This is a genomic window from Gemmatimonadota bacterium, assembly GCA_009838845.1.
GTDB lineage: Bacteria > Latescibacterota > UBA2968 > UBA2968 > UBA2968 > VXRD01.
Genome location: VXRD01000168.1, coordinates 1 through 21,365 on the forward strand (window position 1 = coordinate 1; position 21,365 = coordinate 21,365).

Annotated in this window: 16 protein-coding genes; 2 read left to right on the forward strand and 14 right to left on the reverse strand. The window is 50.1% G+C overall.

The annotated features are described in order from the left end of the window. The first annotated feature begins 288 nt into the window (after nt 1-288). Both F4Y39_23720 and F4Y39_23725 read left to right on the forward strand, forming a co-directional pair. The gene (locus F4Y39_23720; GenBank protein ID MYC16748.1) at nt 289-1,446 is read left to right on the forward strand and encodes a hypothetical protein; all 1,158 of its coding nucleotides are present in this window, start codon (nt 289-291) and stop codon (nt 1,444-1,446) included. Nucleotides 1,447-1,504: 58 nt separating this feature from the next. Beyond that, a complete protein-coding gene (locus tag F4Y39_23725) occupies nt 1,505-2,353 on the forward strand; it encodes a phytanoyl-CoA dioxygenase family protein (GenBank protein ID MYC16749.1) in 849 nt (282 codons plus the stop codon). Here F4Y39_23725 and F4Y39_23730 read toward each other — a convergent pair. From F4Y39_23730 to F4Y39_23795, 14 genes are all read right to left on the reverse strand, one after another. Further along, complete coding sequence (locus F4Y39_23730) at nt 2,350-3,204, reverse strand: hypothetical protein (protein ID MYC16750.1); 855 nt, start codon at nt 3,202-3,204, stop codon at nt 2,350-2,352. The genes F4Y39_23725 and F4Y39_23730 overlap by 4 nt on opposite strands. Nucleotides 3,205-3,220: 16 nt before the next feature. Further along, nucleotides 3,221-4,504, reverse strand: coding sequence for a hypothetical protein (locus F4Y39_23735; protein ID MYC16751.1), 1,284 nt, complete (start codon nt 4,502-4,504; stop codon nt 3,221-3,223). Nucleotides 4,505-4,515: 11 nt separating this feature from the next. Next, complete coding sequence (locus F4Y39_23740) at nt 4,516-6,282, reverse strand: arylsulfatase (GenBank protein ID MYC16752.1); 1,767 nt, start codon at nt 6,280-6,282, stop codon at nt 4,516-4,518. A 64-nt stretch (nt 6,283-6,346) separates the two neighbouring features. Then, complete coding sequence (locus F4Y39_23745; protein ID MYC16753.1) at nt 6,347-8,317, reverse strand: glycoside hydrolase family 127 protein; 1,971 nt, start codon at nt 8,315-8,317, stop codon at nt 6,347-6,349. Nucleotides 8,318-8,357: 40 nt separating this feature from the next. Next, the gene (locus tag F4Y39_23750; GenBank protein MYC16754.1) at nt 8,358-9,800 is read right to left on the reverse strand and encodes a sulfatase-like hydrolase/transferase; all 1,443 of its coding nucleotides are present in this window, start codon (nt 9,798-9,800) and stop codon (nt 8,358-8,360) included. Between the two features lie 28 nt (nt 9,801-9,828). Next, nucleotides 9,829-11,040 carry a family 43 glycosylhydrolase gene (locus tag F4Y39_23755; protein MYC16755.1) on the reverse strand — a complete coding sequence of 404 codons (1,212 nt, stop codon included), beginning with the start codon at nt 11,038-11,040 and terminating at the stop codon, nt 9,829-9,831. Then, the gene (locus F4Y39_23760) at nt 11,041-12,429 is read right to left on the reverse strand and encodes a sulfatase-like hydrolase/transferase (protein ID MYC16756.1); all 1,389 of its coding nucleotides are present in this window, start codon (nt 12,427-12,429) and stop codon (nt 11,041-11,043) included. A 68-nt stretch (nt 12,430-12,497) separates the two neighbouring features. After that, the gene (locus F4Y39_23765) at nt 12,498-13,382 is read right to left on the reverse strand and encodes a phytanoyl-CoA dioxygenase family protein (protein MYC16757.1); all 885 of its coding nucleotides are present in this window, start codon (nt 13,380-13,382) and stop codon (nt 12,498-12,500) included. Nucleotides 13,383-13,436: 54 nt separating this feature from the next. Beyond that, nucleotides 13,437-14,297: a hypothetical protein gene (locus F4Y39_23770; GenBank protein MYC16758.1), complete on the reverse strand. Its 861-nt coding sequence runs from the start codon at nt 14,295-14,297 to the stop codon at nt 13,437-13,439. 21 nt (nt 14,298-14,318) lie between these two features. After that, nucleotides 14,319-15,155 carry a phytanoyl-CoA dioxygenase family protein gene (locus F4Y39_23775; GenBank protein MYC16759.1) on the reverse strand — a complete coding sequence of 279 codons (837 nt, stop codon included), beginning with the start codon at nt 15,153-15,155 and terminating at the stop codon, nt 14,319-14,321. Between the two features lie 253 nt (nt 15,156-15,408). Continuing rightward, the gene (locus tag F4Y39_23780; protein ID MYC16760.1) at nt 15,409-16,812 is read right to left on the reverse strand and encodes a sulfatase; all 1,404 of its coding nucleotides are present in this window, start codon (nt 16,810-16,812) and stop codon (nt 15,409-15,411) included. Beyond that, complete coding sequence (locus tag F4Y39_23785) at nt 16,809-17,543, reverse strand: biofilm PGA synthesis protein PgaB (GenBank protein MYC16761.1); 735 nt, start codon at nt 17,541-17,543, stop codon at nt 16,809-16,811. The genes F4Y39_23780 and F4Y39_23785 overlap by 4 nt, the downstream gene beginning before the upstream one ends. Before the next feature lie 113 nt (nt 17,544-17,656). Then, complete coding sequence (locus F4Y39_23790; GenBank protein ID MYC16762.1) at nt 17,657-20,110, reverse strand: FtsX-like permease family protein; 2,454 nt, start codon at nt 20,108-20,110, stop codon at nt 17,657-17,659. A gap of 156 nt (nt 20,111-20,266) precedes the next feature. Then, the gene (locus F4Y39_23795) at nt 20,267-21,352 is read right to left on the reverse strand and encodes a hypothetical protein (GenBank protein MYC16763.1); all 1,086 of its coding nucleotides are present in this window, start codon (nt 21,350-21,352) and stop codon (nt 20,267-20,269) included. Between the last annotated feature and the right edge of the window lie 13 nt (nt 21,353-21,365).

Sequence of the window (21,365 nt, forward strand, 5' to 3'; positions counted from 1 at the left end):
CACCGGGAATAATTCTATTCATTTCGGGACAACTAAAATATACCTTCAATAGATCACAGTCCACTTTTAAAAAAATCAGTATATATATCTTTGAAAGGGCGAAAAGTAACACTATTATCTGATTGATTTTCTACTTATCTTTGCACAATATAAAGAGATAACTGACCGACAAGGGCTACGCATGCTGGGCGAAGCGTAGAGAAGTTGAAGAACTGCACAGCAGGTCATCCCTCGCTCGATAGGCTCAAAATGATCGCCAATCATTCAATATATTGAGGATTGTTGCAAATGTTATTAAAAAAAGGGCTTTTGTTTACTATCACCCTTGCATTACTGGCTTTCGCGGGTCAAGCCTCTGCTGGCCCCAATGCCAATGCGACGGTGTCGCTTGATCTGATCTCCGATGGTGGAGCAGGTAATCAAATAGATAATCGCGTTACTTCAGGCACAGTCTCTGGACAGGGCACAAAAATTGCCGTTGAAGTCTTCGCAAAAGGTGTGACCACACCTCTCGCTGGTATAGTCATCATATTTGAATTTGATGCTTCTGTTTTGAAACTTGATAAAGTCGAGAACAGTGCGTTTCCGTTTGCTATTCCAGAACCGACGGGCGTAAATTTCGCAACGACTACACCTGTCACATTGCCATCGTCTGGTTTTATAGGACGCGCCGAGTTTTCTACCGTAGCAGATATTACGGGTAAAGAGTTTACGCTTGGCATTAAGGCGGTGACACTCGCTCAGAGCTCGGCATCGAGCGATGTAATCACAACGACAAATGTCATATCGTTTAACGAGCCTACAAGTGGCGAATTTGCCGGCATGCAACTCCACCTCGACACACAAATTGAAACACCCGCTGCACAAAACAACGCGCTAACCATTCCCGAACAAAAAGCTGGCGATACAATTCAACTTCAACTCTTTGTTCCAATGGCCGCAGGCAAACAAACCTATGGTTACGAAATAGAACTCGATCTGCCAGGCAAGACATTTTCCAACTACATCGGTAGTATATCGGGCAAGGATTTTACCGATGCAGCCCTATTCCCAACACCGGGTAGTCCTATCCTGTCTGCGCTATTGCTCTCTACCCCTGCTGTGCCTGCCACTGGTTATCTCGGTCAGATTGACTTGCAAGTGACCAATACCCTTGAAGCAGAGACAACGCTCATCGTCAAAACCGCTTCAATGGCAGATCTCAATAGGCACCAGGACCCCTTAGATGTGTCCAACGCCATGATCTCTATCCATATTTCTTATCCGGGCGATTTCGATGGCGACCGCGATGTTGACTTTTCCGATTATCTCACCTTCATTAGCGTATTCGGATTATCGTCATCGGATGCCAATTACGATGCCCGTATGGATATGAACGACGATGGTATCATTAACTTTGCGGATTTTCTCATCTTTGCTGGCGTTTTTGGCACTACACACTCATAGCCACCATCTACATTACAGGGAACAAATCTACGATGCAGAACAAAGGGAAAGACGCAAAATGAACATCTCGCTCACATCAACAGAGCAAAGCTCTGGTGAACTGGCAAAAGACAAATTGGCAAATGCGATAGAGGCAATACGGCACGACGGCTATGTCATCATCGAGCAGGTGGTGGATCACGCGATCCTCGACGCCCTCAAAACGCGCATGGATGAAGACTCTGCAAAACTGATTGAAGCACAAAAATGGGGTGGCGCAGGTGGCGTACAGGGTCATTTACAGCAAGGACCCCCACCATTTGACCCATACCTATCCCCGGACATCCTCGCCAATCCCTATGCCGTTCAGATCTCACGAGAAATGCTGGGAACAGAATTTTACTGCTGCTTTTACAACGGGAACACCAATACCCCAAACAGCACCTTCCAACCCCTTCATGCTGACGGCGTTCACCTCTGGGGAGAGCAAAACCGCCCCCATCCAGCAACCCAACTCATCATCAACATCTTTCCCCAGGACACATCTGACAAAAACGGATCGACACAAATCTGGCCAGGCTCACACCTCGACATGCGCCCGGTAACAGACGAAACAGAAGCCGACCGTCGCTCCTTTTCACCACCCATTCAGGCCACCTTGCAAAAAGGCGACATCCTGATCCGCGATTCGCGCCTCTGGCATCGCGGCGTACCAAATCCATCTGATCACAACCGCCACATGATCGCAGTTGTTTACAACATTGGCTGGCTGGTCAGACGACGAACACTCTTCTTTGATAAAAGCAGTGAAAAAATATTCAAAGCAAGCGGCGTTGATCCCAATGCCAAATTCATCGCCCCCCCGTTCGAATACCTGTTTGAAATGGCGTGCCAAAAAATAGAAAACGACCCCATGCGCGGCGTCTAATCCACTTCATCCTTGCTCGGCATCACTGCCCAATCGGTACGCAGTTCGGCAGCGAGGTCAGCCGGTGGTTGCATGAACCGCTTAACCCGGACACTGGCTTTGGCCTGGCGTCTTGGTCCGGCCAGCCTCCAGGCGTTGTAGTGAAATTTGCCTTCGGGTTGCATCACGCGGACATTCAACGTACGGCGTGGCTTCCGGGTCTGGTTCATGCCAGCGCAGTGCAGACAGGCCGCATTGACCACCAGCAGATCACCGGGATCGCCGATAACCTGAACTCTATTGCCGTAGTAATTTGGGTTGGAATCCGGCACCTCGGGATCTTCGCCAGCCTTAAAGCGATGAGTGCCCGGTATCACAGAAGTCGCACCGTTTTCCGCCGTGTACCCGTCAATTAAAAAAAAGAACCACAGCCCCCTGTGCTTGCCATTGGCGGTAAGGCCGGGGCGAAAATCGCGATGGATGCCTTCAGACTGCTCTCCGGGGTTGTAGCGTTGGGTATTGGCGACAAGGTCAGAGAAGTGATAGGTACCCAGGGCAGGCTCGCAGATCGCGTGAACAGTATCGTGGTCGAGCAATTCTATCGCCGCATCACCCCACAAGAAACAGGCACGGGCGTTGGGATTCAGATCAAATTTGCGAGTCCCGTACCTGTCGCCGATCTTCACTTCAGACAGCTTCATCCCGCCACGCCAGGCGGCAATATAGTCATCGGCGGCACGCTGGGCAATGTCGCGCAAAGGGTTGAGGTACTCAGGTGCGATCTGGTTCCGTATAATGGTATAGCCGTCGCGGTCGAGATTGGCGAGGTGTTCGTCCAGTTCGCTATCGCTGAGGGGATGGACCGGTCGCATGAGCTGATCTCCTATCTCAGTCTGCCTGCTTTTGTTGATTTCGCAAAATCTCGTCGAGAAGTGGCAGCCCTTTGAGCCGCGCTTTCCAGTTTCGAGGCTGTTTTTCGGCAAGACTCATAATGCCTTTGTTGTATTTGAACCCCTCGCTGGTCACATTCTCAATAATCGGATGCCAACTATCCCCCGTGCGATCTCTCACAACCCCGACAGAGGGACCTCTAACCCGTTTGATCTTCCTGTCATTCTCATCAAACCTGAGCGCTTTCAGGTATTCCTCCGGAACATTCGCAAGTCCCTTGAGTGCAATAGCCGCGTTTGTCCCAAATATCGCATGGATATTCTTTACCGTAGTCCCATCTGCAAACACACCGGGTTTATAACGCTCATCCGCCTGATTCCGTTTCTCCACATAACCAGGTCCCATCGTCACCGCGAAAGCACAACTCTTCACAGTCACACCGTCGATCTTGACAACGCCATTTTGAGCTTTGTGTGGTCCAAGCAACACCGCAGTACTGCCATTCTCACAATATAGATTCTTTGCCGTAATATCATGCACCCCGCCGTTATGCCCGCCGGCACCCGTCTCCAGTCTAAAAGTCACCCCACCGCCAATGGCTTCGAGATTTTCAAAATGGATGGTCTCCCCCGCATGCATCTGAACCAAACCGTATCCCGGGCTGGTATTCGTGCTTCTCAGATTTTTCACCAGACCATCGGTGGGCCTGAAGACGCCCCCACTCTCCACATCCCTATCCCTGGACGGCGTAAAGATAAATGCAGAATAAGTGGTAAAACTATCCCTAACGTCAATATCGGAGAGCAGGAAATTTTTGACCTTCCTGCAGTTGACGATCCGTATGCCTTCCCCCGCCACACTTCCGCGATCTGAATAATCGACAATAAACTTGCCGCCCAGCCCGCGAATACTGACATTCTCTATGGATTCGGCATTCCTCCCTGTACCCAATCCAAAAACAATGGTCTTCGTACCTTTGGGCCAATAGGGTTTGATAACCGTGTCTTTCTCGATCAACAGGTGCACATTGGACTTCAAGTTGATGCCCCCAAAACGATAAACCCCTTTCGGAACAATCAGGCGTCCACCACCTTTTGCTGAAACCTCATCTATCGCTTTTTGCAATCGCTCACTCTGATTGCTCTCAGCCCCATCATCAACCAGTCCGAAATCCGTCTTCAGATTCATAGTCAAACCATTTGGATCCATCGTTTCTACGTATGCCCCCTCCGCAACCGCGGTCATTACAAACACGGTTATCATCAACAATATGGTCTTCATGGTTTTCCCCCTCATTGACGTGCAACATAAACATAGTAGGCGCCGCAGATGGGCTGGTTGCGCTCGTCGTCGAACCAGGTGTGCAAAAGCGTGGGACCCGGCTCCAGATCCACGGTAAACACAACACCCTGGTCGTCTGGCTCAGCGGGCCTGGTGTAAAAGCGTCCACCGATCAGCACACGCGCTCTGGCAATCGGCAGCGCAATTCCCGCTTCCAATTCACCGTCGGTCAATTGAGCCGCCTGGCAAGCCTCTCTCAGCTTGAGGCCGCTCTCTCTCGGCCAGCGCCGCAATTCAAAAGTGTACTTGCCAGCGGCTTCAACCATCAGGTGCCAGTAACTGTTCTTCCGCACGGCCGTCCTCACCTGCCGCTGCTGATCCACAAAGACATCCCTCCACTCGCAGGCCGATAGCGTCATCGGATTCTCGGCCTCACTGCCGATGGTAATCCGCTGCACTTGATTGGCGACCGGTTCCACTTCACGCCACCAGGCATTTAGGTAATCCCGCATCTGCCGGACAATATCAGGGTGCTGATCGGCAACGTCGAGATTCTGTTCGGGGTCGCTATCCAAATCATACAGTGCCGTTCCTTCAAGCAAGCGCCACCGTTTCCAGAGCACAGCAGCACCCTCGCGTCTTATGAACGAAGGGCTGTCGGGTGTCGGGTAGTCCAGCTCCCCGGGCATACGGCTGTAATTCACCGTCAACATGCGATCTTCCGGCACCTGCTCCGCACCCCGAAAAACCGGAGATAGGCTAATCCCATCCAAACGCAATTCGGCCGGCGGTTCCAGCCCACAAAACTCGATCAAAGTCGGCAAAATATCCTGCGCCTGAGTCAGTCCCTCAATCTCCCGGGGTTCGCCCAGATCACCATTTGGCCAATGTAAGAAAAACGGTACCCGGTGCCCACCTTCCCAAAGCTCACACTTTTTACCCCGCATCCCGGCATTGTAATAGACAGAACCAAAAGTACTGCCATTATCAGTCATAAAAATCAGGATTGTATTCCTATCTACATCCTGTTCTTGCAGAAAGCGCCGAAGCGCACCGACCTGAGTATCCAAATTTCGAATCATAGCGAGAAAGCGAATGATATTCGCTCGCAAATTTTCGGGAAGTGCAGGCAACTGGTGTTCATCCTCTGCAAATGCCGCCTCAATGGCCTCGCGATCTTCGGCAGGCACAAAAAGTGGGGCGTGTGGGGCATTGGTCGGCAGGAAAGTGAAAAAGGGTTCTGAAGCCGCGATCCGTGCTTGCATCCACGCTTTTGCCGCTTCGAAAAAGACCTCCGTACAGTATCCTTCCTGTCGCACGCGAGATCCATTGTGACAATATACATCGTCGAAGTAATCGTTCTCCCAGTAGTCGGGCACAGAACTGATATGAGAGGATGGAAACCAGAGACTTTCCTCAAAACCGCGGTCCTGAGGACGGTACGGATAGTTGTCGCCCAGATGCCATTTGCCAAACACACCAGTTCGATAACCGTTCGACCGAAAAATATCGGCCATGGTCGGCAAATCTGGTCTCAGAAGCGAGCGTCCGCTACTCACGTTTACAGCGCCATTGCGTGCCGCATCAAGTCCGCTCAGCAATTGGCCGCGAGTAGGCGTACACATGGGCGCAACGTGAAAATCCATCAGCCGAATACTTTCTCCGTGCAAGCTGTCCAGATTCGGCGTTCGGGCAACGGGATTGCCGTGACAGCCCAGATCGCCATACCCCTGGTCGTCGGTAATGATCAAAATCACATTGGGTTGTGAGGGTTTCATCTGTCTCTTTCTTTATTGATCGGGTTTCGCCAAACAGCTTGAACCCAAAATCGGACACCCGGTTCTACTTCCACACAATGGGCATCCAAACCGTCATTTCACTTTGCCCCCGATTGCACCATGAATAATAGGGAACGAATTGGGTTTGAATGGTTTTCCACTCTGGTTTGACCAGCGTCCGATACATGCCTTCTTTTTTATCTCTGCGCAAGACAACATTGCCGCTTATCGTCGTCAGACCGCCCAGAAATTCCGGCTGGTATTCTGCTTTTAAGTCTAAAGAGATCGGCAGATACACGTCCAGAATATCCGTGTTTTCCGGAAGGTCGGGCGATTCAATGCAGTACACCACAGGGCCACGTTTAATCGCTGCCTGATTGCGGGTTTCTTCAATACGTGGATGGCCTTCAATCAGAGTAATATCCATCGGCATTTCCAGTGCAACAACATCACCCGCTTTCCAGGCAAGTTCAATTCTGGCAAAAGTTCCAGGTACCGCTTCAACACCAGCATCTCTCCCGTTGATCGTAATTCTGGTGCCTACCGCCCATTCGGGAATGCGCAGCAGCATTTCAAAGGGCTTGTCCTTGCATTCCTCTATCGTGATTTTCACTGCGCCATCCCACGGATACTGGGAATCCTGTTTCAGCCTGATCTTCGATCCGTCCAGCATCTGGGCATCCATTTTATTCCCCCCGTACAGAACGACCGCAACACCGTTCTCCGTCAGGCTGTATGCCCATCCAGACGACCTGGCAATGGTTCGGACAATATTGGGCGGACAGCAAAAACACTTGATATAGGGCAACCGAACAGCCGTCTCCGTAGGCGTCCTTGAATAATCACGCCCTTCATGGTTCATACGAAGCGGGTTGGCGTAGAAATAGTGCATGCCATCACTGCTGATGCCAGAAAGCGCACTGTTATATAAAACCAATTCCACAACATCGGCATATTTGCTTTCGCCCTTCAAACTCAGCATACGCCAGTTGAACATGGCATTGCCGATATTCGCACACGTCTCATTATAAGCCGTCGAATTGGGCATCATATATTCGTCAATAAATGCTTCATGGACAAAATCCACCCGAGAAGATGCGCCGTGATGCGCCTGTCCGACAGCGCCTGTTACATACATCTTCTTATCGGTCACATTTGCCCACAGCCGCTCAAGAGCGTCTATCAGGGCCTGCTCTCCAGTTTCTGCATACACATCCGCAACGCCAGCATAGAGGTACATAGCCAGAACTGCGTGACCAACGGCCTCCGTCTCCTCGCGAATAGGAACCCGATCCTGACACATATCGCCTTCGAACCTCGGGTTGACAGTCGGAGCCTGCACGGGACCGTCTCCCCTCATGTTGACAAATATCTCGGCCAGCTCGAGATAACGCGCATCTCTGGCCGTTCGATAAAGCTCTACCAATCCCATAATCTGAGAGGGATTAAAACCAAAACGCGCCAGTTCCTTTGGACGGGGTTGAAAAACCCCATACAGATAGTCTGCATGTTTAACAGCGATATCCAGGAAGTTGGTTTTCCCAGTTACGCGATAATGAATACATGCACTGGTCAACAAATGACCACTGTTGTAAAGTTCGTGGTACTGGCGATTGGAAAACCGATCGAACCCATTGATGGTAACGTGGGTCGATAGATAGCCATCGTCTTCCTGAGCCTTTCCGATGATCTCGATAATCTCATCCAGTTCCTCAACAATCTTCTCATCCTTATTGACCCCATAGACATACATGGCGGACTCCATCCACTTGTAGAAATCGCCATCGTGCCACCAGTGGCCCTTATGCTCGCCTTCCTTGAGACCAGCAGCAATTTTAAAATTATTGTAGCCATGCCCGATATCGCCTTTGAGCAACGTGCCCATATAGGGCACCATCACCTCTTCACATAACCGATATTTGTCCGCCCAAAATCCATCCGTCCACTGGCAGTCGCCAATGTTGATACTCTTGAGCACAACATGTGGGCTTTCCGCGTTATTGACGATGCCCTGCGGTTGGATTCGCTTTCCCATAAGAATTATCCCGGTATTGTTAAAACAATGTTCCGCATCCTCAATACGGATGCGTCCGCACTGGCAGAGGATCGCGCGCTTTGATGATGCGTTCCATCAGTTCGTCTTTCAACTGGCGCTTGACCTGCTCCCTGCCAGCATCATCCCACAGATTGACAAATTCGTTGGGGTCAGATTCGAGATCGTACAATTCGCCATACCCCTTCCCAACGTAGTAGCTGTAGCGCCATTTCAGCGACCGAAGTGTACATACACTGGGTTCTTGCGGGACGCCGGTCTGGGCAATATCCGGATTCTCTATCCCATCGACATACGAATCGATAAAAGCCGCATCGTACCCGGTAGCGGTGCTCTCGGTAGTCAGCGCAGACACCTGGGATCGTCCCTGCACACCAGACGGTAGTATTACACCGGCCAGGTCAGATAGTGTCGGAAAGATATCTATGGACTGCACAATATTGCCCAACCGCTTACCTTGCTGCAAACGAGAACCCCAGTTGTAAATCATCGGCACACTGGCACTTTGCTCATAATGCACAAAGCCTTTGTACCAGTCGAAATGATCGCCGAGCAGGTCGCCGTGATCTGAGGTGAAGACGATAATCGTATTTTCCCGGATTCCCAGGTCATCAAGCGTTTTGAGAATACGCCCCACCGAGTCATCGATCAATGTAACCTCACCGTAATACTGGGTCCGAGCGGCAGCCACGTTCTCATTTTGCTTGCTACGGGCCAGCGCGCGTTTGCGAACAGGTTCCGGTTTGTCATCCAATTCACCTTCTCGGCGAATGGGCGCGGGCATATCAGCCTCATTGTACATCTCCCGATAAGGCGAAGGTGGATTGTAACTGTGATGCGGATCGACAAAAGAGCAAAACGCAAAGAATGGATCACCGCTCTGGTGGCAGTCCTGAATAAACCGGATGGTATGGTCTGCCGACCAGGTACTATTGTGCAATTCCAACGGAATTTCATGATCCGGCTTGCCAGCGTGTTCTGGATAATTTTCCTTGATCCAATACGCTTGTTCGCCACGGCGACCATCGTCCCCAATATGAAATTCCTGAAATCCATAATAAGGCTCAGACCACGTATCCATACGAGGTATCGTATGCACAAAAGGCGGCCGGTCAAAGTGACACTGAAAATGAAATTTCCCTGCGCCTCCCGTCCGATAGCCCTGCTCCATAAAAGTCTGCGCCATGGTGATTTCATCCAGCGGCAGATCCACACCGCAATGTCGCACCCCATGTGCCTGTGGGTACCGACCCGTAAAGATCGACGCCCGGGCTGGCATACAGATCGGGTGCTGGGTCCAGCACTGCTCACACAACACACCGTCCGCCGCCAGACGGTCAATATTCGGCGTTTGAATAACCGGATCACCGTAACAACCAAGCGCAGCCTTGCGATGCTGATCAGTCATAATGAACAATACATTGGGGCTGGAAGGGTGCAGGCCCGATGATTCGCGTTCTTTCAAAACAGTTTCACCTTTCAATGAACAATAATCAGGTCTTTTTCAGATCTTCCCTGGCCATTTGCTCCCTTTCTCGACGCATCGCCTCACCCAATCCACTTTTGTAATAGTATTCCGGTGGCCACCAGTGCTCTGTCTGTCGCATGTTTGGAGCATCGTAGTCCTGACTCAAGTCGCAGTCGAACCGAGCCAGAATACTGTGCTTCCCAACGCCTGTAAAGTGACAAAGCCCCCACGTGATCCCACGTCCGTTATCGGTATTGGTAAACGCATCCGGCACATAAGGCCCCGGGGCGATGGGCATCAGGCTGACGGTAGAAGCAATCTCGAAATTGATTCCATCTGGGGCAAACTGAATCGTATTGTGCTCATTCCCATGTCGAATCGCAAGCGCGGCAATTCCTCCCTTGAAGGGAAACAGACCCGTTTCATGTCCCGAATTCAACACGGGATTGAGCGGACATTTTTCAAAGGGTCCCAGCGGATCGTCGGCAATGGCCAATCCCTGTAACCGGATGTTTTGCTTCTGTGCTGCGTTCATATCCGATTTATAGTACAGGTAGATTCGACCTTTGTACACCAGTGGATAGGGGTCGTGAATAGAGAACTGATCCCAGGACCCTTTTGGGCCATTGGGAATCACGACCTCCTGTGTCGGTGTCCAGGGCCCATTCGGCGAATCCGCATAGGAGATCGACACAGGACAATCATCGCCACGCGTACCCGACATCTCCAGAAAGCTCTGATAGTAGAGATAATATCTGCCCTTCCAAACGAGAATGTCGGGCGTGGAAACAGACCGCCATCCGGGGTGCGGTTTGGCAGGTCGTGGCACCGCAACGCCCTGTTCTTCCCACACAAAACCATCTTCACTCGTAGCATACCAGATCTCTGACAGATCCCAGTCAGTCGATGGAATCGATTCCGCACCTCGTCCCGGACCCTGCGGAGGCGCATCCGTACTTCGCCGCGTGTACCATACGTAATACTTGCCGTCGGCTTTGATTACCTTGCTCGGGTCATGCCTCGTAAGCCTGCCATCTCCTCCCCGGTAATCCAGCCCTTCAAGCTCCGTGTACCGAAACTGGGAATACAACTCATTCCACCATGTAGAAGGCTCACTGTAGTTCGCAAAGAGCCGGTCCATCGCGCGGCTCAAAGGCAGATCCGGTCTTTCTCTTGGCATGACGTACGGAAAAAACGCCGCGCCTTTGTTCTTCTCATCGTTCACAGGTATCTCCATTTAATAAATCAGCCGGCCTTTGCGTAATGCAGGCTCATTGTAGCGCGCCATCTGGGCAATCAACTCAGCTTTAAAGTTCTCCGCAATCTCTTTGTATTCGGGATCGGAATATACATTGACCAGCTCATCCGGGTCCTTATGCAGATCGTACAACCAGGGATCATCAACCTGTGAGAGAACCAGTTTATAACGTCGGTTAACGGCCATAATGGTCTGCGATGTTGAAGTAGTCATATAGACAATACGATCGTCATCTACCACCTTTTCATCACCGAGAAATGCCGCAGCATCATTTAACCCGTGGGCATTTGGAATCTCCTCCTCAATCCCCATAATGCCCAGAATCGTCGGACCGAAATCAACCGTCGTATAGGCGGTATTCACAACTTTCCCCGGAGCGATCTTTCCAGGCCAGCGAATCACAAACGGAATCTTTGCACTGCCCTCGTAGGGCATCCCCTTGTTGTGGCGTCTATGTTCGCCCATCAGGTCGCCATGATCGGCGGTAAAAATCACAATCGTATTCTGATCCAGCCCTCCGGCTTCCAGATCTGCCAGAATGCGCCCCACATTATCGTCAATGCATTTGACCATACCAAAATACCTCTGCATCTGTCTCTGATTCAGTTCACGAGCCGTATTCCTGTCTCCAAACCGGTGCCATTTCGGCATTTTCTCCACGGGAAAATCCATCGTGCGCGGATTTTGAAAAACCATGTCTTTGTACATCGTGTCGTAGGGCGCGCGAACCGTGTTTGGCCCGTGCGGATCCGGTATAGAGACCATAATGCAAAAGGGTTGATTCTGATCGCGCTCAATAATTTCCAGGGTGCGGGTAGTCAACCAATCAGTTGTAAACGATTTTTCGTCGGCACCATCTACTCTGCTGGCAGGCCCACCCCTGTTGTTCCTCGCCGCAACATAGGGCGTGCCGTCCTCTTTCAGCCCGAGTTTCTTCCAGTGACCGCGGTTCCACATATACCGATTGTCCTCAAAACCGAATTTGTGCTCTGGCTCAAAACCGGGCTTGGCTTCTCCACCCAGATGCCACTTGCCGAGATATGAGGTGGCATAGCCCTGATTTTTGAGCACCTCGGCAAAAGTGATCAACCCCTCTTTCAGGGGGATATCGTTTTTATACACATCGGTGGCAATCGGATAAAGACCGGAAACAAAAGATGCACGCGAAGGCGAGCAAACAGGCGACGACGAATAATAACTGTCGCAAATAGCGCCGTCCCGGGCGAGCGAATCAATATGAGGCGTATCTACTTTAACACCCGGCCCCCAGACAAAAGCCTGATCTTCCGTCATCAAATCGCGATAACAACCCAACGTGCGAAAATTGTGTTCATCGGTGTGAATAATCAGCAGATTCGGTTTACTCATTTCATTCTCCCTTGCTCAAATTGGGCCAGCCACCCATCTTACCGCCTTTTCCACCAGATAGATATTCATCAACCATGATTCACCTGCGTCTCGGAAGGCTCCGGTTCATCCTCTGCTTCGAGCAATTCCGCAATGCTTTGGCGCCCGCTGTAATAGGGCGGCTCGATAAGGGCACGGTGGAGTGGTGAAAGTTCATCTGCGAAGGACTCATATTCGTCCGGCTCATACTTTCTTCCATAGGCCATACATGCCGGAATATAGCGGTAAAGAAGCGTGCGTCGCTCGTGTGAAGCCTTCCAGGGCAGGGCACCGTGCATCAGTGCTTCGGTGAAGATAATCGCAGATCCCGCCCTGACCGGAATATGACGTACGTTATCCATCGCGGCTTCCAGGCGACGGATTTCTCTTGGACAGGAATAGTTGGACTTATGGCTTCCTGGAAGGCACGCAAATCCGCCATCACCCGGATTTACATCGGCGAGCTGATAGCACACTGCTGTGAGACCATTCCACATCCTGCCATCCTGAAACCGGTAGAAGGAGTGATGCCGCATGGGGGCCCCGCCTCCGTGGAAGACGTGGCCTTCATTGCCTGCCGTCATCGTAATTCCATTGGCATTCGAATACCGAAAATCATCACCCAGAAAGTCAACCATATAGCGCAGAATCCCGGGATGAATCAGCAAGTCCCGAAACGGCTCGCACCACGGCTTCGGCCAGTTCAGAAAACCCTTCATATCCCCTCGACCGTGTTCGCCAGCCAGGGCGTCCGAGGCCTTCCCGCCGTGACGGTCAGCCGCTCCGGACAGACTGTCATGATTGCGAATGCGGATATACTCGCGATTGTGATCGATCGCTTCGTTCATCGCATGCACCTGTTCGGGCGTCAGCACATCTTCCACGACCAGATAGCCATTCAGATCGAACAGGTACTTTTCCTGATCTGTCATCATCGGGTTATCTCCCTATGGGCACTCTTCCGGCGTACTTCCCGGCTTACCTGCGCATCAAAACGATACAGGCGCTAAATGACCAGCATCCATCTGCGTAACCGGTGGTTTTGAAGGCTCAATCGGACGAATAATCTTTCGCCGTGCAGGCGTTAATCTCGCCACCAACTCATCGGAGTATTCATACCCCAAACGATCTCGGGTCCAAAAAGACGAATACCGATAAATCAATGCGCGGCGCTCCCCTTCATTGGTCCTCACGCTGGCACCGTGAATAAGGGCATCTGTAAACACCACGGCATCTCCCGCCTTGAGATGCACCTCCTTGAGAAGGGGAGCCATATCACCAGGCTCGAGAACATAATCCTTCCTGCCCTGCCTTTTCTGATGCACCAGCGGATTTGGAATATTGGACTTATGGGACCCGGGAACGACCAGTGTCCCACCATCCCCTGGACCAATATCATTCAGTGCCAGGAGAATGTTCAAATTGCCACAGAAAAATTTATTGTCGTGATATTCAAAACTCGTGCGATACATCTTATTGTGACCGCCAGCATGCAACCTCACATGGCTCCCTTGATGGATGATCGGAAGAAAATTCATCCAAATATGCAAACCGTGGTTATCCACGTACCGCTTGACAAACTCGATCCAGTTGGGATTATCGATCAACGCCTCAAAACACGAACCCCCTTCGATAACATTCCTGAAACTCACACTGTGACTATTGGTATTTTCATTCTTCACAACATGAACATTGCCCAACCATTCCTCACCAGCGTCGCTCAAAACAAGCCATTCATCAACCTTCTCATTGATCTCGGCAATGAGTTCTGGCTGCACAGCATTCTTTAAAATGAGAAAACCCTCAAGATCAAATCGATAATCATCCCATTCATTCGGTGTCGATATCATATTCCCATCCCTTCTTTAAAATCATGCAGTCACAGATTGAACAGGCGGTCTTATCGGCACAACGGGCCGCACAATTTTTCTGCGCTCGGGTGTAAGCCTGGCGAGCAATTCTTCTGACGGCTCAAAACCAGTAGCATTTTTCATCCAAAATGCAGTATATCGATAGATCAGTATCCTGCGCTCGCCGTCATTGGTCCGCACACTGGCACCGTGTGTACAGGCATCGGTAAAAATAACAGCGTCGCCTGCATTGAGGTGCATTTCCTTTAAATAGGGCGTCAGTTTCGTCTGCTCAACCACATTCTTATGTCGCCCATTCTCCTGCTCAAAAACCAGAGGATTAACCACATTGCATTTATGCGATCCAGGCACAATCATAGTACCGCCATCTCCTGGACCAATATCGTTCAGCGCGAGCAAAACATTGAAATTGCCACAATAGAAATTATCGTTATGATAGCGAAAACTGGTGCGATAACTCTTGTTGTGCCCGCCAGAATGAACAGGTACATAGCTGCCTTTCCGACTGACAGACAAATGGTTAGCCCAGATGTATAACCCATCATTATCGACATAGCGCTTCACGTACTCGAGCCAGTTGGAATTATCGATCAACGCCTCAAAAGCTGGTCCACCCTCAATAATATTGGCAAACTTGATATCGGGGCCCTTTACGGGTTCGGGATCGCTACCGCGAACATGGCCGATCCATTTGTGTCCAGCCTCGTGTAAACGAACCCAGTGATCGACCGTCTCATTAATCTCCGCAATCAACTCTGGAGAAACAACATCCTTCAGAACGAGATATCCTTGGAGATCAAAAAGATAGTCCTCCCATTCAGTAGGTGTAGAAGTCATATCTTCTCCTTTCGCCGCAAACTCACATGAAACACTGAAGCCCCCAGCGTGCCCAGATCCCAACCGAAACCACTGAGGGCAATTGTACTGCTGTAACGACTCCTATGTCGCTTCAAATCGTGCCATACAATTTCCCTATTATTCACAGTACAGCTTCGCCACGGCAATCGCATCCTCTTCCCAACAGGTATAAAACAAATACAACTGACCATCAAAATATTCGGCTTTTTCACATAGGATTCCTTAATCTCTTTCATTGTTGCGCAACAGTGCGTTCGTACTCCATATCATAATACGGATTGGGTTCGTTGGGAATAATGGCTTTTGTATCGCGTTGCCAATTTTTGAGATCCTTCAAAAGTTCAGCGGCTTTTTCGGTGTGACGTGTGGCAAGGTCATTTTTTTCACCAATATCACGAGCAATATTGTAAAGTTCCACACTCCCGGTATCAAATCGCTCAATCAGTTTCCAATCGCCTTTGCGGATGGCTCCCGAAGGCACAGTACGCCAACCCGTACCTCGACCCGCGCGACCACCCCGCAAGGGCGTGATATTTTGGCAATCAGATCCTCCAAGATACAGAGGAAAGTGCCAGTACAGGGTATCGCGTTTAAGGGATGTTGCGCCAGAAAAGAGAGGAACCAGACTTTCACCATCAACAGGTTGGTGCTCAGGAAGTGTACCAGAGGTGACTTCAGTTAGGGTAGGCATAAAGTCGATACCGTAGATCGGCACATCGCATGTTGTGCCCGCAGGAATGACACCAGGCCAACGCATGCAGGTAGATACGCGGATACCGCCTTCGTAAAGCGCGCCTTTGCCACCGCGTAACGGATCCATATTGGTGTATTTGGCTATGCCACCATGATCGGCTGAGAAGATGACAAGCGTGTTGTCTGCAAGGCAGAGATCGTCAAGCGTTTGCATCACGCGACCCACGCTTTCATCAACGCTTTCAACCATAGCCCCATAAGGCGGGTTGGGATGCTCGGCTTTCTCGTAGGCGGCAATTTTATCAGCTTTGGCTAAAATGGGGGCATGCAGTGCCCAGTGGGCGAGATAAAGAAAAAAAGGGCCATCCCGATTGTCTTGAATAAATTGAACAGCTTCGTCGGTGAGCCGATCTGTGAGATACTCACCTTCGGGACCATCGCGCATAGCAGGATTTTTATAAGGACTAAAATGGCGTCCCATGCGCTGGTGACCACCAACGTTGTGATCAAAGCCTTTAGATATGGGTCCCGCTTCAGGATCATTGCCAAGCTGCCATTTGCCGATAGCACCACAAGTGTATCCCGTAGATTTGAGCACTTGCGGTATGCAAGTGACATCGGGCTTGAGGGCTATTGGATGATTAGAAGGAAAGTGTTCTAAATCGGCATCGCGAGCAGGCGTTATCAATTTCATCAGACGAACATCGCCTTTAGATGCACCACCAGGTGTATAGATCTCATGACGCGGTGTGTACATGCCCGACATAATACTGGCACGGGAAGGTGCGCAATTAGGTCCACAAGAATACGTCTGCGGAAAAATCATGCCACCGTGAGCAAGGCGATCAATATTCGGCGTCTCATGCGTCTTACAACCCAGAAAGCCAACATCGCGCCATCCCATGTCTGATATGATGATAAAGACGATATTAGGCGATGTCATACGGATCTCCTTATAAGCTGCCTACCAGCCGCCCATCTTACCGCCTTTTCCACCATATAACCCAGTGAATCTGTCTTTTCGGGGTGTGCACTAAAACAAAACACACGGCCTTTTTCAAACTGCGTGCGGACAATAGCTGAAGTGCCTGGCATAACGCCTTCAGGCGCACCTTTTTTTGCGATCTCAGTGCGGTATAGAGCAAGACTTTCGTAATCGGGGACGAATGGATCATCCAATTCGCGGCGTCCCAGCAGTGGTCCCTGACCATAGAAAATCTGAAGGGTTTTCTCCTCAATCCCAAAAAACGCCTGGGCAGCCGAAGACAATTCAATCGTCACAATGCCAGTGCCTCGCGCCCAGTGTTCTCGGTCTATCACCATTGCATCTATCAAGTCGAGAGACCACGGGTAGTCATTGGTCGCAAGATAGGCTCCGGCACAGATCCCGATAAAACCGCCTCCCTCTTTTACAAATTCCCGCACCGCTTCTCGTCCCTTTGATTCCAGGGCACGCCCCTGCTTTCCTCCGCTACCACCGGGTTGGATGAGAACATCTACCTCCGAGAGCCCACCCTGACGAATTGCCAGAGCGTCCATCCTGACGATCTCGAAAACCGGCTTTCCCTTTGCCTTGCCGAGAACATCGAGAAGATCCACGCGACTTGGACCTGCGCCTTCGCCCTCATATACAGCGATCCGAATACGGGTATTTTTTATTTTCTTTTCACTCATGTTGAGTGATCTCGGCAACTGTGTGTTAGAGGCTGTCGCATCGGGGTGGTGCCACTTTCAGTCCTTGAAATCGGGATGACAAATAAGCACGCGCCATAGCTTTGATTCTGTTTTCACTCCTGCCTCAGCGTCTCAACCGGGTTCCTGCATGCGGCTTTCCAAGCCTGAAAACTCGCCGTACTCAAAGCGATAGACATGACGGCGATAGTGCCTAATGCAAATGGCCACAACTCTACATCGATACGATAGGCGAATCTCTGAAGCCAGTGATTGATAATATAATAAGCAAAAGGCCAGGCGATGAAATTGGCGAGGAAGACGGGTTTGAGAAAGTCTTTGGACAGCAGTATGACAACGCTGGATATAGGCGCACCCAGAACCTTTCGAATGCCGATTTCTCTGGTGCGCTGTTGAGTTGAAAAGGAGATAAGGCCAAACAAACCTAGGCAACCCACAAAAATAGCGAGTCCAAAAAAAATGGAAAAGATAAGCCCTTGACGTTTTTCAGCACGGTATTGATGAGCGAAATCTTCATCGAGAAAAAAGTAGTCAAAAGGCTTGTCAGGGATCAATTTTGCCCACGTTGTTTTTAATTTCGTCAAGGTATTCAACAAGCCATCAGAACGGACTTTGACAGTGAAATACGAAAAATGGCTGGGGTCAAAATAAAACAGATAAGGTTCTATCGGATTGTGCAAAGACACATAGTGGAAATTTTTCACAACGCCAATCAAGTGCCTATTGGATCTGGTGTTGAAAGTTTTGCCAAGTGCTTCTTCAGGTGTGCCCCATTCAAAATAGGCGACGGCTTTTTCATTGAGTAGAAAGGCTGTGTTTTGATCCGTTTCGATGTCGCGTGAAAATCCTCTGCCCGATATCAAGGTTAGCCCTAGCGTTTCGAGATAATCTTCATCAATGCTCTGTATGCGAATGCCCTTCAGGACTTCCTCGCCCGATGACATTCTGACACGGATGTTCCGAAAGTTGAAGAAACGCCCTGGGACAGTCGCCGATGTGGAGACAGTTAGAACATTGGGAAGTTTTGTGAATTCGGCTTTAATGGTTGTGTAACGCTGCAGAACATCCGGATCCTTCTTGAAATTAATTACCACAACATGATCTTTGTCAAAACCGAGGGTTTGAGACTGCATATAGTTGATTTGCGTGTACACAGCGGTGGTGACAATCAGGAGTGTAATCGAAATGATAAATTGGAAGGTCACAAGTCCTTTCCGAATCCATATTCCTTTCTGTCCCGACTTGAGACTGCCTTTCAAGACCTCGACGGGTTTAAAACTGGAAAGTACAAATGCAGGATAGCTACCTGAAAATACGCCGACCCCCAGAGCGATCCCAATTAAGCTAAGAAAGAGAGGAGGATTCTGGAAAATATCCAGCGTCAAATTCTGCTCCGCCAGGTCGTTCAGAAATGGAAGGCTGAGCGCAATGAGCACGACAGACAGACAGATCGTTGCAGCAGTCATCAGGAGCGCCTCGCCCAAAAATTGTGCGATTAATTGTCCTCGATAGGCACCCACGACCTTTCGCATTCCCACTTCTCGTGCGCGATCAACAGCACGCGCCGTGGCCAGATTCACAAAATTAATACACGCAATCAACAGAATCAGAAAGGCAATCGCCAGAGACCCATAAATGTATACGATGTCGCTCTGGGGGGCGATATTGTGAATCACATTCGAATAGAGATAAATGTCCTTTAAGGGTTGAAGGTGGTGTACAAATCGAATTTTAAACTGTTCTTCATCGGCTGCGCCGTATTGTTGAGTAATCCCTTGAATTTGGGCCTCCATCTCATCGTAAGAGGCCGATTCGTGGAGTAAAATATAGGTATGCCAGCCCAAATTTGGCCACCGCATCCATCGCTCCATAAACGACGCCTGCGTATGGTTAAGGGTTTCAAACGAGATCAGAAAATCAAACGTAAAGTGGGAGTTCTGAGGTATAGGAGCCAGGATGCCGGTGACTATAAACTGAAGCGTATCCTGAACCGTCAGAATCTGATTCATAGGATCTGTGTCTCCGAAATATTTCTGGCTCACCGCTTCTGTTAACACGATAGAAAAGGGCTCTTTCAGGGCTGTTTCAGAATCTCCTTGAATAAGTGGAAAAGAAAAAACCTTGAATATAGATGCATCTGCCACAAAGCCATGAGGCTCATAGGCACTTACCTTCTCGCTTCTTATAAATAGGTCGTTTCCATTAACGGCCTGTACATCATGGAAACGCACAGCCTGTTCAACAGCAGGATAATTTTGCAACAGAGTGGGTGCGAGTAGCCCAGATGTGGTTCCATAATAACCTGTAGGACTGCTGGCGTAGTGCCATTCGAGCGTCGCTCGATAAATCCGGTCGACATTGGCATGGTAGGCATCATAGCTCAATTCATATCGAACAAACAGGAGAATTGCCAGGCTACAGGCAATGCCAATTGTCAACCCCAATACGTTGATGGTAGAGTAAGCTTTATGTCGGAGTAGATTTCTGATGGCAACGGTCAAATAACTCCTAAACATAATTGTTTTCCTTTGATGGGCGAAGATCGGCAATAAGAGCGTAAGTTTTTCCTGAGTTTGACATCTACATCAAGCCTTTTTAGTTATTCGGTCGTTTTTCCTTTTTTTCTTTTTTTTTGGAACGGGCTGAACACCGTCAACGGGAAAAAGCGTTACTTGTTGAGATTGGTTCATTTAATTCCTCCAAATTCATTGTACCTTATTTAGTTTTGCCACGGCAATCGCATCCTCTTCCCAGCAGGTATAAAACAAATACAACTGACCATCTTCTTTGAACGCATAAGAATCGTGCACCACATCGCCTTCCCAATCCTCCTCGGCGCGAATCATCTCTTCGGGGGGATAACTCGTCTGCCACGCCTGCCAATCGCCCGCGCTCAAATCCACAGTCGAACGCATAATATATTCCGGCTCCTCCCATTTTCGGCTGTAAAACACCTCCAGCGTCTCACCATCCTCCATCACCCGCACACATCCGTGGCGCAATCCCAAACCCCCATTGGGAAGATGATCGCCCGCCAACCCATCGGCGACGAGATCATCCTCAATAGGCGACGATTCAGCGGACACCCACAGAGGATCGCTCGTATTCCAACCCACTGGCGCATCCCACGGACATTCGGGAACAGCCGGCTTCAAAAAAAATCCGCGCTGTGCAAAACCGTACCAATCGCCATGATAGGTAAACACGCGCAAATAATTTCGATCCGCAAATTTCAACCGCTTCAATCCATGGCCTTCTTCCCCACCTACTTCAGGACGGTTAAAATTCAACCCGTATTTCGACGTCGCCACAAATGAACGCTGGCCATCATTGCTGCTCCCGTGAACCACCATAATAAAATGCCGATTATCCTCATCCACAACCACCTCGGGAGACGACACATGCCCCTTCAACACAATACCATCCACCACATCAATCGTCTCAGTCTCATTGCCCAGCCGCAAATCAAAAACCCCGCGCCCTGGAAAACGCGGATCATCCAACCGACCGGCATTAAAAATCGTCCACTCTGCCAAATCCACCCGATCTGACCACGCCATGTGAATACTCGTCCCGTGATGCGACGCAAAATAGAGATAGTAATTCGCATCCGGATGTGCCCGATCTTCCGCAGGCACCCAATCGGGAATCCGCACCACCGTGGGAAACATCGCGTCGCCGCGCAATCTCGGCCGGTTGGGATCTGCCCCAATCCTGAGCCGCCGCATATCACTTCCATCGACAATCGGCCTGCCGTGCAATTTCTCAACCCGATAAGTCACTTCACCCATACACTCCTCCATA